The organism is Candidatus Pantoea multigeneris, assembly GCF_011752615.1.
Lineage (GTDB): Bacteria > Pseudomonadota > Gammaproteobacteria > Enterobacterales > Enterobacteriaceae > Pantoea > Pantoea multigeneris.
Genome location: NZ_VWXF01000001.1, coordinates 841,930 through 857,975, shown reverse-complemented (window position 1 = coordinate 857,975; position 16,046 = coordinate 841,930). Strand labels below are relative to the sequence as shown.

General features: G+C 55.5%; 17 protein-coding genes. 12 read left to right on the top strand and 5 right to left on the bottom strand.

The window, feature by feature from the left end; translation table 11 throughout:
• Positions 1 to 10 precede the first annotated feature (10 nt).
• Positions 11 to 895 (top strand): LysR family transcriptional regulator, encoded by an 885-nt coding sequence (locus F3J40_RS03980; protein ID WP_167012679.1) that lies wholly within the window; start codon positions 11 to 13, stop codon positions 893 to 895.
• Between the two features lie 35 nt (positions 896 to 930).
• Here the strand turns inward: F3J40_RS03980 and F3J40_RS03975 are convergent, their stop codons facing one another.
• Entirely contained in the window at positions 931 to 1,749 is an 819-nt protein-coding gene (locus tag F3J40_RS03975) for a pyridoxal phosphatase (RefSeq protein ID WP_167012678.1), read from the bottom strand.
• Between the two features lie 153 nt (positions 1,750 to 1,902).
• On the opposite strand from F3J40_RS03975, the gene pgl reads away from it, so the two are divergent.
• Entirely contained in the window at positions 1,903 to 2,898 is a 996-nt protein-coding gene (pgl, locus tag F3J40_RS03970; RefSeq protein WP_167012677.1) for a 6-phosphogluconolactonase, read from the top strand.
• 53 nt (positions 2,899 to 2,951) lie between these two features.
• Here the strand turns inward: pgl and F3J40_RS03965 are convergent, their stop codons facing one another.
• The gene (locus tag F3J40_RS03965) at positions 2,952 to 3,428 is read right to left on the bottom strand and encodes a kinase inhibitor (protein ID WP_017345862.1); all 477 of its coding nucleotides are present in this window, start codon (positions 3,426 to 3,428) and stop codon (positions 2,952 to 2,954) included.
• Positions 3,429 to 3,497: 69 nt separating this feature from the next.
• Entirely contained in the window at positions 3,498 to 4,796 is a 1,299-nt protein-coding gene (gene bioA, locus F3J40_RS03960; protein ID WP_167012676.1) for an adenosylmethionine--8-amino-7-oxononanoate transaminase, read from the bottom strand.
• Positions 4,797 to 4,882: 86 nt separating this feature from the next.
• On the opposite strand from bioA, the gene bioB reads away from it, so the two are divergent.
• From bioB to bioD, 4 genes are read left to right on the top strand one after another with little or no spacing between them, the layout of a single operon-like run.
• On the top strand, positions 4,883 to 5,914 hold the full coding sequence (gene bioB, locus F3J40_RS03955; RefSeq protein ID WP_167012675.1) for a biotin synthase BioB: 1,032 nt from the start codon (positions 4,883 to 4,885) through the stop codon (positions 5,912 to 5,914).
• Positions 5,914 to 7,065 carry an 8-amino-7-oxononanoate synthase gene (bioF, locus tag F3J40_RS03950; protein WP_167012674.1) on the top strand — a complete coding sequence of 384 codons (1,152 nt, stop codon included), beginning with the start codon at positions 5,914 to 5,916 and terminating at the stop codon, positions 7,063 to 7,065. Before bioB ends, bioF begins: the two co-directional genes overlap by 1 nt.
• Entirely contained in the window at positions 7,046 to 7,801 is a 756-nt protein-coding gene (gene bioC / locus F3J40_RS03945) for a malonyl-ACP O-methyltransferase BioC (protein WP_167012673.1), read from the top strand. Before bioF ends, bioC begins: the two co-directional genes overlap by 20 nt.
• Entirely contained in the window at positions 7,798 to 8,469 is a 672-nt protein-coding gene (gene bioD / locus F3J40_RS03940) for a dethiobiotin synthase (protein WP_167012672.1), read from the top strand. Before bioC ends, bioD begins: the two co-directional genes overlap by 4 nt.
• Before the next feature lie 4 nt (positions 8,470 to 8,473).
• Here bioD and F3J40_RS03935 read toward each other — a convergent pair whose 3' ends face one another.
• Positions 8,474 to 9,196 carry an ABC transporter ATP-binding protein gene (locus F3J40_RS03935; protein WP_167012671.1) on the bottom strand — a complete coding sequence of 241 codons (723 nt, stop codon included), beginning with the start codon at positions 9,194 to 9,196 and terminating at the stop codon, positions 8,474 to 8,476.
• Between the two features lie 892 nt (positions 9,197 to 10,088).
• On the opposite strand from F3J40_RS03935, the gene uvrB reads away from it, so the two are divergent.
• Positions 10,089 to 12,110: an excinuclease ABC subunit UvrB gene (gene uvrB, locus F3J40_RS03930; protein ID WP_167012670.1), complete on the top strand. Its 2,022-nt coding sequence runs from the start codon at positions 10,089 to 10,091 to the stop codon at positions 12,108 to 12,110.
• A 28-nt stretch (positions 12,111 to 12,138) separates the two neighbouring features.
• Here uvrB and F3J40_RS03925 read toward each other — a convergent pair whose 3' ends face one another.
• Positions 12,139 to 13,038 (bottom strand): gluconeogenesis factor YvcK family protein, encoded by a 900-nt coding sequence (locus F3J40_RS03925; protein ID WP_167012669.1) that lies wholly within the window; start codon positions 13,036 to 13,038, stop codon positions 12,139 to 12,141.
• 273 nt (positions 13,039 to 13,311) lie between these two features.
• On the opposite strand from F3J40_RS03925, the gene moaA reads away from it, so the two are divergent.
• Genes moaA through moaE form a run of 5 tightly spaced genes read left to right on the top strand, consistent with a single transcriptional unit; the run spans position 13,312 to position 16,011 of the window.
• Positions 13,312 to 14,298 (top strand): GTP 3',8-cyclase MoaA, encoded by a 987-nt coding sequence (gene moaA, locus F3J40_RS03920; protein ID WP_167012668.1) that lies wholly within the window; start codon positions 13,312 to 13,314, stop codon positions 14,296 to 14,298.
• Positions 14,299 to 14,315: 17 nt separating this feature from the next.
• Positions 14,316 to 14,831, top strand: coding sequence for a molybdenum cofactor biosynthesis protein B (gene moaB, locus F3J40_RS03915; RefSeq protein WP_167012667.1), 516 nt, complete (start codon positions 14,316 to 14,318; stop codon positions 14,829 to 14,831).
• Between the two features lie 2 nt (positions 14,832 to 14,833).
• Complete coding sequence (gene moaC / locus F3J40_RS03910) at positions 14,834 to 15,319, top strand: cyclic pyranopterin monophosphate synthase MoaC (RefSeq protein ID WP_167012666.1); 486 nt, start codon at positions 14,834 to 14,836, stop codon at positions 15,317 to 15,319.
• Positions 15,312 to 15,557 carry a molybdopterin synthase sulfur carrier subunit gene (gene moaD / locus F3J40_RS03905; RefSeq protein ID WP_017349711.1) on the top strand — a complete coding sequence of 82 codons (246 nt, stop codon included), beginning with the start codon at positions 15,312 to 15,314 and terminating at the stop codon, positions 15,555 to 15,557. The genes moaC and moaD overlap by 8 nt, the downstream gene beginning before the upstream one ends.
• Before the next feature lies 1 nt (position 15,558).
• Positions 15,559 to 16,011 carry a molybdopterin synthase catalytic subunit MoaE gene (gene moaE, locus F3J40_RS03900; protein WP_167012665.1) on the top strand — a complete coding sequence of 151 codons (453 nt, stop codon included), beginning with the start codon at positions 15,559 to 15,561 and terminating at the stop codon, positions 16,009 to 16,011.
• The last annotated feature ends 35 nt before the right edge of the window (positions 16,012 to 16,046 follow it).

The following is a 16,046-nucleotide window of genomic DNA, read 5'->3' as shown; positions in this document are numbered from 1 at the left end:
ACTGAATGGAATGGATACTCGACTCTTACGCGCCTTTGTGGTGTTAGCGGACTCTGGCAGTTACCGTGAAGCGGCGCAGAAGCTGTTTGTCACCCAGCCCGCGTTGACGAAGCAGATTCAGATGATCGAGAACGAACTGGGGATGCAGCTGTTCGTTCGAGGCCGTCATGGCGCGCAGCTCACGCCGGGCGGCGAACAGTTAGTGGGGAAAGCCCGCTTTATCGTCGAGCAGTCGGTAGAGTTTCGCCATCTGGCCAAGAACATCGCCAGTGGCAAAGAGGGGAACCTGTTTATCGGTTTTGGCATTGCCGGGATCAAGGTTGCTCCGGTGTTGATTGCCCAGTTCCGTCAACGTTATCCACGGGTACACATCAATCTGGAAGACATGCCTTCTTCGGTGCAGACCGAGGAGCTGCTACAGGGGCGGATTCAGATCGCCTTTATGCGCTTGCCGGTGAAAGCACCGCTCAAAGGCGTAACGCTGCGGACGGAATCGCTGGTGATTGCCGTCAAAGAAGACCTCTATTCACACTATGTCACCAGCTTACGCCAACAAGATAACTACCGTTCACTGGCCGAACTGCCTCTGCTGGTGTTGAAAAGCGAGCGCGGTCCCGGCCTGGATAAACAGGTAAAACGCTTTTTGGCTTTCAATCAGTTAGAACCTGAAGTGGTGCAGGAAGCCCGCGATATCCAGACCCTAATGGCGCTGGTCGCGGCGGGACTGGGCGTGGCGATTGTGCCGGAAAGCACGGTGAATATCTCGCCGGAAGAGGTCAGAATGATTCCGCTCAACGGGCCGCACACCCAGTGGGACTTAGGCGTAGTGTGGAACAGCGTGTATGACGATCACCTGCGCGATCTGTTTTTATCGATGCTACCCACGGCAAGCTAACAGGCGGCGAGCGTAGTCTGCTGCCGCCAACGGAATTACAACACTTCGCGATAAATCGTCTCGGCAATCCCGGTTTCGAGATTGGTGCCAATCACCTTGTGCGCTCGCGCTTTAATGGTTTCATCCGCATTGCCCATCGCGACGCCCAGGCCGACATGTTCCAGCATGCTTAAGTCGTTGTAGTTATCGCCAAACGCCAGCACGTCTTTCATGCTCAACCCTTGCGAGGCGAGCCATTCTGCCAGACGCTTGCCTTTGCTGTTGCCCTGCTGGGCAATATCCACTTGATCGTGCCATGACCATTCGCAGGCCAGCCCTAACTCCGCTTCTACCTTGTCGACAAACTGTTGCAGTGCGCGGGTATCGGGATGGGAAAGGGCGAATTTCCACAATGACTTTGCTTCACGCGCCGCTTGCGCTAAATCATTCACCTTCACAAACACCGGACGTTGTTCTGGCGGCAGTGACTGCGCCCAGTTTTGCGTGCGGGTGACGTGCCCGGCATCGTGCTGATACAGCATGACATCATCGACGTACAGCAAACCGTGCATGGCGTCTTGATTGAGCATTTCTACCACCCGCAACGCCTGTTCCTGTGCCAGCGGATCAGAGGAGAGGACCTTTTTTGCATGATAATCATACAAGTAGGTGCCATTGCAGCAAATTGCAGGTGTATCTAACTGCAGTGCCTGATAAAAAGGATGGATGGCACAGTGGTGACGCCCGGTGACGATCAGTACCTGAACCCCTGCTGCACGTGCACGCTTAATGGCTTCAAGAGATTCCGGGAGAATGGTTTTAGCGGGAGTCAGCAGTGTGCCGTCGAGATCCAGAGCGATAACGCGATAACTCATTGATAATGTCGCCTGTGTCAGGGAGGTAAAAATTCAGTTTACACCGGGCACAGCAGCCAGACAAAAAATGCGGCACAAAACATCCCGGCGCAGGCCAGTAAAACAGGCTACAGTTGAGCGCGTTCCTCTTCAGGCAGTCAACAAGGAGAAAAAATGAAACAAGTTGTCTACACCGCCAGTCCCGAATCCCAGCAGATCCATGCATGGCAGCTCAGCGATGACGGTGCCTTAACCCTGTTGCAGGTCACGGATGTTGCGGGTCAGGTGCAGCCGATGGTGGTTAGCCCGAAAAAAGATTTTCTCTATGTCGGTGTGCGACCTGACTTTCGCATTATTGCCTACCGTATTGCCGCTGATGGCAAGTTAACCAAAGCGGGTGAAGCGCCACTTCCGGGTAGCCCAACGCACCTCTCCACCGATCGTGATGGCAAGTTTCTGTTCTGCGGCTCGTATAACGATGCTTGCGTCAGCGTCAGCCCAATTGACAACGCAGGTCTGCCACAAGCGCCTTCTCAGGTGATTAAAGGTCTGGATGGCTGCCACTCAGCCAATATTGATAACACCAACCAGACGCTGTTTGTACCGGCGCTGAAGCAGGATCGTATCGCGCTGTTCTCCCTGAGCAACAACGGTGAACTCAGCGCTAAAGCCCAGGCAGAAGTCACCACCGAAGCGGGGGCCGGGCCTCGTCATATGGCTTTCCATCCAAACGGTCAGTTTGCTTACTGTGTGAATGAGTTGAACAGCAGCGTCGATGTCTGGGCACTGAACCAGCAGGAAAAAGTGGCGAAGCTGCAAAGCATCGACATCATGCCGCAAGATTTCACCGGCACGCGCTGGGCTGCGGATATTCATCTGACGCCAGATGGTCGCTTCCTGTATGCCTGCGATCGCACCAGCAGCACCATTACCGTACTGAGTGTCTCTGCATCTGGCGACCAGGTTGCGGTGGAAGGCTTCCAGGCGACAGAAACGCAGCCACGTGGCTTTAACATCGACCACAGCGGGCGCTTCCTGATCGCTGCCGGGCAAAAATCACACCATATTGAAGTGTATGGGATTGGCGATAAAGGGCTGCTACAGCCACTGGCACGCTATGCCGTAGGGCAGGGGCCAATGTGGGTAGTGGTACACGCGCTGGCAGAATAAGCGTGTAAAACGCGAGATAAGCCCGGTGAGGAGGAACCTTACCGGGCTTTTTTTTACTGGAATTTTGCCGTAATGGCGGCACTTGCCAGCTTGTGCTGGAACACATGGAAGCCAATCAGTGCGCCGCTGTTATCCGCAGTGACGTCGATCTGTTCAACGTCCAGCGCATACACGGTAAAGATGTAACGGTGGCTGCGGTTCGGTGGAGGCGCGGCACCGCCGTAGCCTGGCTCACCGAAATCGGTGCGGGTCTGCAACGCGCCTGCTGGCAGCTCTGCTTTACCCGAACCCGCACCTTCTGGGATCTCACGTGCGTCAGCGGGAATGTTGGCAACCACCCAATGCCACCAGCCTGAACCGGTCGGGGCATCAGGATCGTAGCAGGTCACGACAAAGCTTTTCGTTCCTTCTGGCACATCGTCCCATGCCAGATGCGGGGACAGGTTGTCACCGCTGTAGCCCATGCCATTAAAGACCTGGCGCTGTGGCAGCTTGTCGCCATCGTTGAAATTATTACTGGAAATGCGCATATCGCTCTCCTGTTCCGTGGTGGTAGATAACGCATCTTAACTGATTGCTCTGACACGTCCAGCGTGATGCTAGCGGGCGTTGGTAAAATGTTGTGAATAATCAAGCGCTGCGGCCATTGCCTGGGTTAAGCGGGTAATATCTTCACGGCGACTCACATAAGGTGGCATGAGATAAATCAGGCGTCCAAAGGGACGGATCCACACGCCTTGTTCGACAAAGAAACGCTGAATGTTGGCCATCTCCACCGCATCATGGGTCTCAATCACGCCAATCGCCCCTAGCACCCGCGCATCGGCAACGCGTGAATGCTCACGCAGCGGCAGCAGTTCTTCTTGCAACTGCTGCTCAATCGCCGCGACCTGGGTTTTCCAGTCGCCACTTTGCAGCAGATCCAGGCTGGCGACGGCCACCGCGCAGGCCAGTGGATTGCCCATAAACGTGGGGCCATGCATGAAGCAGGCCGCTTCACTCCGGCTTATCGTCTCTGCGACATCCCGCGTAGTGATCGTGGCGGCCAGCGTCAGGGTGCCGCCAGTCAGCGCTTTACCCACACACAGAATATCGGGTGCGATACCCGCATGTTCGCAGGCAAACAGCGCCCCGGTGCGGCCAAAGCCTGTCGCGATTTCATCGGCGATCAGCAGCACATCAAATTCATCACACAATTCACGTACCCGTTGCAGATAGCGCGGCGAGTAGAAACGCATCCCCCCTGCACCTTGCACAATCGGCTCGAGGATCACCGCCGCTAACTCACGATGATGCAGCTTTATTTGCTGAGTGAAATCTGCAATGTCGTCTTCATCCCAGGCATCAGCAAAGCCGCACTGCGGTGCCGCCGCAAAGTGATGCTGGGGCAGGTAACCGCGCCACAGGCTGTGCATGGCATTGTGTGGATCGCACACGGACATCGCCGCAAAGGTATCGCCATGATAGCCACGTTGCAGCGTCAGAAACTGCTGGCGGCGCTCTCCACGCCCCAACCAGTACTGCAACGCCATTTTCATTGCGACTTCAACGGCTACAGAGCCGGAGTCCGCGAGGAAAACACACTCCAGCGGATCGGGGGTCATTGCCACTAACCGGCGGCACAGTGCCACCGCCGCCGGATGGGTAATACCGCCAAACATCACATGTGACATCTGTGCCAGCTGTTGCTGCAAGGCGTGATTCAGCGCCGGATGGTTGTAGCCATGGATCGCCGCCCACCACGACGACATTCCGTCTACCAACTGGCGGCCATCGGCCAGCGTCAATCGCGTGCCGTGGGCTGCAACAACCGGGTAGCAGGGCAATGGATCGACCATTGAAGTGTAGGGGTGCCAGATATGCTGGCGGTCAAAATCAAGGTCTTGTTGGCTGAACATGGGTATTGTAAACCAAAATAAAAAGATTTAGTTTACAAGTATAACCACGTTAATCGTCGGGATGACACCCTTTTTTGGAGCACGCAATGGCACAACGCTGGACAGTGAAACAGGCACAAGCCCTGTTCGATAAACCTTTTCTTGAACTGATGTTTGAAGCGCAGCAGGTGCATCGGCAGAACTTCGACCCACGCCAGGTTCAGGTCAGTACCTTGCTGTCGATTAAAACCGGTGCCTGCCCGGAAGACTGTAAATACTGTCCACAAAGCTCGCGCTACAAAACCGGTCTGACATCAGAACGCCTGATGGAAGTGGAGGCGGTGCTGGCTTCGGCGCGTAAAGCAAAAGCAGCGGGTTCGAGCCGTTTCTGCATGGGCGCCGCATGGAAAAACCCACACGAACGTGACATGCCTTACCTCGAACAGATGGTCAAAGGGGTGAAAGCGATGGGGATGGAAACCTGCATGACGCTGGGGACGTTAAACGGCGATCAGGCTCAGCGCCTGGCGGGCGCAGGTCTGGATTTCTATAACCATAACCTCGATACCTCACCGGAGTTTTACGGCAGCATTATCACGACCCGCAGTTATCAGGAGCGTCTTGATACGTTAGATCAGGTGCGTGGTGCCGGCATCAAAGTGTGTTCAGGCGGCATTGTAGGATTGGGTGAAACTGTGACAGACCGTGCGGGTTTGCTGGTGCAGTTAGCAAACTTGCCGAAACCGCCAGAGAGCGTGCCAATCAACATGCTGGTGAAGGTTAAAGGCACCCCCCTGGCGGATAACGAGGATGTCGATGCGTTTGATTTTATTCGTACCATTGCCGTCGCACGCATCATGATGCCCGCTTCCCATGTACGCTTGTCTGCCGGACGTGAACAGATGAGCGAGCAGACGCAGGCGATGTGCTTTATGGCAGGGGCTAACTCCATCTTCTACGGCTGCAAGTTACTGACCACCACCAATCCGGAAGAGGATAAAGACCTGCAACTGTTCCGCAAACTGGGGCTTAACCCGGAGCACACGGCCACCCAGCACGGTGACAATGAACAGCAGCAGCACTTAAGTGAACAACTGTTGTATGCCGATACCGAGCAGTTTTATAACGCGGCGCACTGATGAACTGGTCAGCACGTATTCAGCAGGCGCTGAGCGAGCGTCAGCAGCAGCATGCGTGGCGTAGCCGTCCGCAGGTGCAACACAATAGCACGCGTGAAATTCAGGTAGAGGGGCAGCGGTATCTGCATTTCTCCAGCAATGACTATCTGGGTTTAAGCCAGCACCCGGCGTTGATTGCTGGCTGGCAGCAGGGCGCCAAAGCGGGGGCGGGTGCTGGCGCTTCCGGGCATGTGACCGGCTATCGTCAGCAGCAGGCGGAGCTGGAAGACGCGCTGGCGTCATGGCTCGGCTACCCGCGTGCACTGCTGTTTGTTTCTGGCTTTGCGCTGAATCAGGCCATTATCCACCTGCTGGCAGGCAAAGACGATCGTTTGCTGGCTGATAAGCTCTCGCACGCCTCATTGCTGGAGGCGGCCAGTCTGGCACCGGCACAACTGCGTCGCTTTGCCCATAACCAGCCTCACAGCTTACAGCGTTTGCTGGCACAACCTGTCAGCGGTGCCACCCTTGTCATCACTGAAGGGATATTCAGTATGGACGGTGACAGCGCACCGCTGGTCGAGATTGCTCAGGCAACGGCAGCGGCTGAGGGTTGGTTACTGGTAGACGATGCGCATGGGATTGGCGTGGCGGGCGATCAGGGACGTGGCAGTTGCTGGCAGCAGGGGGTTAAACCGCAGCTTCAGGTCATCACCTTTGGCAAAGCGTTTGGGGTCAGCGGTGCTGCATTGCTGTGTGACGACGCCACGGCAGACTACATGGTGCAGTTCGCTCGGCATTTGATCTACTCCACTGCGCTGCCTCCGGCACAGATTGGCGCGTTGCACGCTGCGCTGCTGGCGGTACAACAGGCTGATGGTGCGCGCGCCACTCTGCAACAGAATATCGCCCATTTCCGACGCGGGGCGGCTTCGCTACCCTGGCAGTTGTTGCCGTCTGAAAGTGCCATTCAGCCATTGGTGATCGGTGAAAACAGCGCTGCGCTGGCGCTCTCTCGCCGACTGGCACAGGCAGGCTGTTGGGTCAGCGCGATTCGCCCGCCGACTGTTCCTCCTGGCACCGCACGGCTGCGTATCACCCTCACCGCCGTACATCGAACCGAGGATATTGATCGATTGCTGGAGGTGCTACATGACGCAGCCGGTGAATAAGCAGGCGGTGGCGAAAGCCTTTGGCCGCGCCGCCAGCCACTACGATCAACATGCCGAACTGCAACGACTGAGTGGCGAGGCGCTGTTAGCGCTGGCACCTACAGCCCCTGGGCGCGATGTGCTGGACATCGGCTGTGGCACCGGGCTTTACAGCCGTTACTGGCGCGCTCGTGGTCATCATGTTACTGCCCTTGATCTCTCCAGTGCCATGTTAGATCAGACGCGCGCTGCCGACTCAGCCGATGAGTATGTTCAGGCCGATCTGGATGCGCTGCCGCTGCCAGCACAAAGTATGGATCTGGTCTGGAGCAACCTGGCTGTGCAGTGGAGTAGCGACTTAGGCACGGCACTGCAACAGCAGTGCCGTTTGTTACGCAGCGGCGGAAGCGTCATGTTCTCGACGCTACTGGAAGCTTCGCTACAGGAAGTGAATCAGGCCTGGCAGGTGCTGGACCGGTTGCCGCATACCAATCGGTTTCTCAGTCAGCATCAGGTGATTGCCGCTGCCGCCAGTTTTCCCCTGCGTTATCAAACGCAACAGGTGACACTGCATTTCCCCACGGCGTTAGCGGCGATGCGTTCACTCAAAGGCATTGGTGCCACGCATTTGCACCACGGACGTCGTCGTGCCTTGTTAACCCGGCAGGGACTGGCGCAGCTTGAGCAGAGCTGGCCGCAAGATCAGCAGGGTTATCGGCTTAGCTATCATCTGTTTTTTGGAGTCATTACGTTATGAAGCGTTGGTTTATTACGGGAACCGATACCGAAGTGGGCAAAACGGTTGCCAGCAGCGCACTGTTGCAAGCTGCGACCACGGCGGGTCTGCGTTGTGCGGGCTACAAGCCTGTGGCTTCCGGCAGCGAATTAACTGAGGAAGGTGTAAGGAACAGCGATGCGCTGGCATTACAACGCTACAGCAGCGTTGCATTACGCTATGAACAGGTCAATCCGCTGGCATTTCTGGAACCGACTTCACCGCATATCATCAGCGCGGAGGAGGGCCGGCCCATTACATTGACCGCGCTCTCGCAGGGGTTGCGAGAAGTAGAGCAGCACGCTGACTGGGTATTGGTTGAAGGGGCAGGTGGCTGGTACACACCGCTCAGCGAACAGTTTACGTTTGCGGATTGGGTGGTGGCTGAACAGCTCCCGGTGATTCTGGTGGTGGGCATTAAGCTGGGCTGTATTAATCACGCCATGCTGACCATGGATGCGGTGCGGGCGCAAGGATTGCCGCTGGCAGGATGGATAGCCAATGGTGTTCAGCCAGCGGGCAAACGTCATGCAGAGTATCTTGCTACGTTACACCAGCGACTCCCTGCACCCTGTTTAGGTGAAATTCCGTATCTGAGTGACCCGGCGCAACTCACGGCCTGCGGCCACTTCCTGCGTTTGCCCGAATGACCTCTCAGGTGACGGTAAGCCACTTGTTGACCATCATATCATCCAGCTGAGCCATCTCACCGTGGGCCACATTGCGCCCACGGTGCAGCAGTAAGAAATAGTCTGCAACGCGGCGTATGAAAGACAAGCGCTGCTCCAGCAACAGCACCGTCAGGCCGTACTCGCGATTGAGGCGGCGAATCAGATTACCCATCTCCTCTTCCAGCCATGGCGACATGCCTTCCGTGGGTTCATCCAGTATCAGCAGTTTCGGCTGGAGCACTAACGCTCGCGCCAGTGCCAGATGCTGTTGCTGAGCAACGGGCAGTTCACCACTGCGTAAATGGCGCAACGAATAGAGGTGTGGGAACAGATCGAACACCATTTGTGGAATGGCTGGATGAGGATTCTCCATGCCTGCGCCCGCCAGCAAGGCGATCAGCAGGTTATCCTCGACGCTCATCTGGGAAAAGATATGGCGTCCCTGAGGGACGTAACCGATCCCCATACGTGCCCGCTGCTCTGGCGGCTGCAACAACATATTGGCCGGGGGAGAGCCATCTTCCTGCCAGGTCATGGTGCCGCTGTTAATCGGTAAGCGCCCCATGATGCAGTTGACCAGCGTGGTTTTCCCCATGCCAGGGCGACCCAACACACCGGTACAGGTGCCAGGGGGAAGATCAAGATCAACATCCCATAAAATGTGGTTCTGACCGTAGAACTGATTGACCGAACGTAAACTCAGCATCTGGGGGGCTCCTCTCAGAATCGTAACCTGAATGCTTCCGCTCTCTGTCGTCTGGCAAACAGTGAATAACAAGTCACAGCGTTAAAAGGGTGCAGGCCTGAGCCTGACATACCTCCTGAGAGCTGCAATTTTCAGGCCAAAAATTTTAGAGAAAGGGAGGGAAGTGGGTAGAGTGTGCGCTAGCGCTATAAAAACACAGAAATAAAGTTAAACAGTTGAGGGCGGGAATCACTTTGATGCCCCTCACTAGTGCTTAAGGCTAATCAATCATGGTGCAGCCGCAGAGTGATAACGCACGGGTATGATTGCTGGCGCAGCAGAAGATATGCACATTACGCCTGAAAAACCATCACGTTCGAGCTTGAGAGACACTGATGATTAAGGGGGAACGTAAAAATAATCCGCAAAAAAATATTTTTTTTACTCAGAGGATTAAGCGGGAAAAATTATACACAGCCTATGGCGTCAGGGCTGGAGACAGTTATCCACTATTCCTGTGGATAACCTTGTGCATTAGATTCTGACAACAAGGCGCAAGCGAGGAAATACGCGGCTTACCTACATTATGCTGAGAAACTGGCCTAAAAAGAGATATCTTGTTAAATCAATACGTTATTTAAAAGCAATACTCAGAATTATCTAGCTGGTCATCTGGCTGTAATTTTATGACGCTCTCTTGACAAATGTTAAATCTCAACACGGTCTGGGGATAACCCGCGCACAAAGCCAAATTTGTGCCGTCGGGTTTAACTGCACTAATAAGCAGCAGCATGCTGTGCAACTATAGTGGGGGATTACTGGCAATATATCCAGTATTTTTTGCTGGCAAAATCAGCCGGGCAGAGTAGAATTATCATCCAGCTCGCCGCCTTTTCAGCAGGAACCCCATTTCATGAGTAAAGCGTTTAAACTGAATTCCGCCTTCAAGCCCTCTGGCGACCAGCCTGAGGCGATTCAGCGCCTGAAAGAGGGGCTGGAAGATGGACTGGCCCATCAGACGTTATTAGGGGTGACCGGTTCAGGGAAGACGTTTACCGTTGCCAACGTGATTGCCGATCTCAATCGGCCCACCATGATTCTGGCACCTAACAAAACGCTCGCAGCGCAGTTATACGGTGAAATGAAAGAGTTCTTCCCGGATAACGCCGTGGAGTTTTTTGTCTCCTACTACGATTACTACCAGCCAGAAGCCTATGTGCCAAGCTCCGACACCTTCATTGAGAAAGATGCGGCGGTGAATGAGCATATCGAACAGATGCGTCTGTCAGCGACGAAAGCGATGCTAGAGCGCCGCGATGTGATTGTTGTGGCATCAGTGTCGGCCATCTACGGCCTGGGTGATCCTGACCTTTATTTAAAAATGATGCTCCACCTCAGCCGGGGCATGATCATCGAACAACGCAGCATTTTGCGCCGCCTGGCGGAGTTACAGTACGCCCGTAATGACCAGGCCTTCCAGCGCGGGACTTTCCGCGTGCGCGGCGAGGTGATCGATATCTTCCCTGCTGAATCAGATGACATCGCGCTGCGGGTAGAGCTGTTCGACGATGAAGTTGAGCGCTTATCGCTGTTTGATCCCCTCACGGGTCAGGTGGAGTCGGTGGTGCCACGTTTTACCATCTATCCCAAAACGCACTACGTGACGCCACGCGAGCGCATTTTGCAGGCGATGGAAGAGATCAAAGTGGAGTTGGTCGATCGGCGTAAGAACCTGATGGACAATAACAAACTACTGGAAGAGCAGCGCATTACCCAGCGCACCCAGTTCGATCTGGAGATGATGAACGAACTGGGCTACTGCTCAGGCATCGAGAACTACTCCCGTTACCTCTCCGGGCGTGGCCCTGGCGAGCCACCACCAACCTTGTTCGACTACCTGCCCGCGGATGGTTTGCTGGTGGTGGATGAATCCCACGTCACTATTCCGCAAATTGGTGGCATGTACCGTGGCGACCGGGCCAGAAAAGAGACACTGGTGGAGTACGGTTTCCGCCTGCCTTCAGCGCTGGATAACCGCCCGTTGAAGTTTGAGGAGTTTGAAGGCCTGGCACCGCAGACGATTTATGTCTCAGCAACGCCAGGTAACTACGAGCTGGAGAAGTCTGGCGATGAAGTGATTGATCAGCTGGTGCGTCCCACAGGCCTGCTGGACCCCATCATTGAAGTGCGTCCGGTGGGCACACAGGTGGACGACCTGCTCTCTGAAATTCGTCAACGTGTCGCGGTCAATGAGCGTGTGCTGGTCACAACGTTGACCAAAAGAATGGCCGAAGATCTGACGGAATATCTGGAAGAGCATGGTGAGCGCGTGCGCTATCTGCACTCGGACATTGATACCGTTGAGCGCATGGAAATTATCCGTGACTTACGCCTGGGTGAGTTCGACGTGCTGGTCGGGATTAACCTGCTGCGTGAAGGCCTGGATATGCCGGAAGTATCGCTGGTGGCGATTCTGGATGCAGATAAAGAGGGCTTCCTGCGTTCAGAGCGCTCGCTGATTCAGACCATTGGTCGCGCTGCGCGTAACGTTAATGGCCGCGCGATTCTGTATGGCGATCGTATTACCAACTCCATGGCCCGTGCCATTGAAGAGACCGAACGTCGCCGCGAGAAGCAGCAGAAATACAATGAAGATAACGGCATTGTGCCGCAGGGCTTGAACAAGAAAATCACCGACATCCTCGAGCTGGGCAAGAATGTCGTGAAAACGCGCGGCAAGGCAAAAGGCAAACGTCCGGGTGTGGTCGAGGAAGAGACCGATTTTCAGGCGCTCACCCCGCAGGGCCTACAGAAGAAAATCCACGAGCTGGAAGCGCAGATGCAGCAGCACGCACAGAACCTCGAATTCGAAGAGGCGGCCACAGTCCGCGATCAGCTTCATCAACTGCGCGAACTGTTTATTGCCACTTCCTGACAGCAAAGCCACCTGGGTTAGCAGGTGGCTATAACGTCTGGATGGCATGCTCCAGCGCAACGCGCAGCAGTTGGCGATCGTGGCGATAGCGAATATCCACCGCCTCCAGCGGCTCACGAATAATCAGGCGGTTCTCTACGCCTTGCGTATCACCGGAGGGGCCAACCAGCACGGCATCGACAACCCGTTTGCCAATCGACTGTTCCATAATCGCCAGCTTATCCTGCACGCTCAGCTGACCGGCTGGGCTGTGTTCCCGACCCAGGTTATCGATAAAGACCACGGTAGCTGGCGTGCGCCGAAGTGCTTGTGCCATCTCTTCCAGCAACAGAACGGGCATCAGGCTGGTGTAAAAACTGCCTGGGCCGAGCAATATCAGGTCGGCGCGAGCGACCGCATCCAGTGCTTCGCGCGTGGCTTTCACGTTCGGATGCAGCATCAGCGTTTCTGGTGTCTGCTGCATGGCATCAATGGCCGTTTCTCCGTACACCATATTGCCTTCCGCATCGGAAGCCACCAGGTCTACCGGCTGTTCCGACATCGGGATCAGAAAAGCTTCGACTTTTAACAGATTGCGAATGATGTTGATCGCTTCCAGCGGGCGCACGCTGAGGTGATCCAACGCTTTCAGGATCAAATTCCCCAGATTATGCCCCGCCAACTCGCCATTGCCGCTAAAACGGTACTCAAACATGGCAGAGGCGACACTTGGCTCGGTAATGAGTTGGTTAATGCAGTTACGCATGTCACCCCAGGCAATACCGCCTTCCGAGCGACGGATGCGGCCGGTCGATCCCCCATTGTCGGTGGTGGTGACAATACCGGTCAGGCGTGAACCCAGGAAAGAGAGCGAGGACATTACGCGCCCGAGGCCGTGTCCGCCCCCCAGAGCCACTACGCGGTCAAGGTCAGCCAGCGTTCGATTCATACATCTCCTACGGTGGCCGCGTATTGCGGCCAAAAGCGGTCAATAGTGATAAATGCCATACAACGGCCGCTTAACAGAGGTCAAAAGGCACAGATCGAGTATATATATCGTTTAGCCAGCCTGGAATAGTATGGGATTTAGCGATACTATTTTTCTTGAGCCAAAAAGGCTCATCCACTTCAGCCAGAGCAGGGAATTACTGTGCTGGTCGGTAGCCGGGCGCTATCGACGTGCAATCACTGCACTGTATTCACAAATCCTGAAAGGTGTTCGGTGTCCCAGTTTTCAGATGCATATGACCGCCGGTTCTACTACCTGCGGTTGTCGGTCACGGACGTGTGTAACTTCCGCTGTACCTATTGCCTGCCTGATGGTTATCGGCCGCAGGGGGTCAACAACAACAGTTTTCTCTCGCTGGAGGAGATCCGCCGCGTGACGCGCGCCTTTGCGGCTGCCGGCACCGAAAAGGTTCGACTCACGGGGGGAGAACCCTCTCTGCGTCGCGATTTCACCGACATTATTGCCGCCGTGCGCGAGAATCCAGGCATCCGCCAGATAGCCATGACCACCAACGGTTACCGGATGGAACGGGATGTTGCGCAGTGGCGCGCTGCTGGCCTCACTCACCTCAATGTCAGCGTGGATAGCCTGGATGCGCGTCAGTTCCACGCCATCACCGGGCAGGATAAATTTTACCAAGTGATGGCGGGTATTGATGCCGCCTTTGCCGCAGGTTTCACCCAGGTCAAAGTCAACAGCGTGTTGATGCGTGAACATAACAGCCACCAACTGGCGACTTTTTTGGCGTGGATCCGCGATCGGCCCATCCAACTGCGTTTTATTGAATTAATGGAAACCGGCGAGGGCGGGGCGTTATTTCGCCAGCAGCACATTTCTGGCACGGTGATCCGCGATCAGCTGTTACAACAAGGCTGGCAACTGCGTAGCCGCAGTCGTAGCGATGGCCCTGCACAGGTGTTTTATCACCCTGACTATCTGGGTGAGGTCGGGTTAATCATGCCCTACGAAAAAGATTTTTGTGCCAGTTGTAACCGCCTGCGGGTCTCCGCAGTGGGCAATTTGCATCTCTGTCTGTTTGGTGACGCAGGGATTCCGCTGCGTGATTTGCTGGCGGCGGACGACCAGCTGGATGCCTTACAGGCGCGCATTGCCACCAGCCTTGGGCAGAAAAAGCAGACGCATTTTCTCCATCAGGGCAACACCGGCATTACGCAAAACCTCTCATTTATTGGCGGCTGACTTCAGGAGTGATGGTCATGAGCAAATCTGGTGGCGAATTTATCGCCCTTAATCTGGCAGTGTTAACCATTTCCGACAAACGTGATGCCAGCAACGATACCTCAGGCGACTATCTGCGGGAAGCCGCGACGGAAGCCGGGCATCAGGTGGTGGATCATGCGGTGATTGGCGACAATCGTTACCGTATTCGCGCTATTGTCTCGCGCTGGATTGCCAGTGAAGATGTCCAGGTGGTGATCATTAACGGCGGCACCGGCTTTAACAGCCAAAACAGCACGCCTGAGGCACTGCTACCGCTGTTTGATCGCGAAATCCAGGGGTTTGGTGAACTGTTCCGTATGTTCTCGTATGAGGATATTGGCAGTGCGTCATTGCAGTCACGCGCGGTAGCGGGCATGGCTAATCAGACGCTGATCTTCGCGGTTCCAGGCTCAACCAGCGCCTGTCAAAGCGCGTGGGAACGCATTATCAACGAGCAACTCGACGCGCGTACGCGCCCATGTAATTTTGTCAAACATCTGAAGAAGCTGTAATTATGTCACAACTCACCCATATCAACGCGGCTGGTGAGGCGCATATGGTGGATGTCTCCGCCAAAGCCGAAACCTTGCGTGAAGCGCGAGCCGAAGCGTTCGTTTCTATGCAGGCGACAACCCTGAGCATGATCACTGAAGGTCGGCATGATAAAGGCGATGTGTTTGCCACGGCGCGAATTGCCGGTATCCAGGCGGCGAAACGCACCTGGGAGCTGATTCCCCTGTGTCATCCGCTGATGCTGAGCAAAGTCGAAGTCAGCCTGACCGCCGAACCTGAACACAACCGGGTACGGATTGTTTCCCTCTGCCGCCTGACCGGTAAAACCGGCGTTGAGATGGAAGCGTTGACGGCGGCTTCGGTTGCGGCATTAACCATCTACGACATGTGCAAAGCCGTACAAAAAGATATCGTGATTGAGCAGGTACGCTTGCTGCAAAAAAGCGGTGGCAAGTCAGGTGATTTCAAGGCGAGTGAAGATGCTTAAAGTGCTGTTTTTTGCTCAGGTGCGAGAACTGACCGGCACCGATGAGCTGACTATGCCCGCCCATTTTGCCGATGTAGCGGCACTGCGTGAAGCGCTGGCGGCACAAAGTGACCGCTGGGATTTGGCTCTGACGTCTGGCAAGTTGCTGGCTGCGGTCAATCAGACGCTGGTGCCGATGGATCATCCGCTGCAGGCGGGTGATGAAGTGGCATTTTTCCCACCGGTAACCGGAGGTTAACGTGGAAACCCGTATTCGTGTTGGCACAGAGCCTTTCAGCATGGCCGAAGAGTACTCCTGGCTTGCCGCCTGCGACAGTGATGGTGCCGTAGTGACGTTTACCGGCAAAGTGCGCAATCACAATCTTGGCAGCAGCGTTGCTGCGCTAACGCTGGAGCACTATCCGGGCATGACAGAAAAAGCGTTGCGGGAGATTGTGGCTGAGGCCCGTCAGCGCTGGCCGTTGCAGCGAGTGACGTTGATTCATCGCGTCGGCGCACTGTATCCCGGCGATGAGATTGTGCTGGTCGGTGTGACCGCATCGCACCGGGGAGCGGCCTTTGCCGCCGCCGAAATGATGATGGATTACCTGAAAACCCGCGCACCCTTCTGGAAGCGCGAACAGACCGAGCAGGGTGAACGCTGGGTTGAATCGCGTGAGAGTGACCAAACAGCGGCCCAACGCTGGGAGTGAGCCATGCTGGGCCGGGGCTATGCTATGCTTCCGCT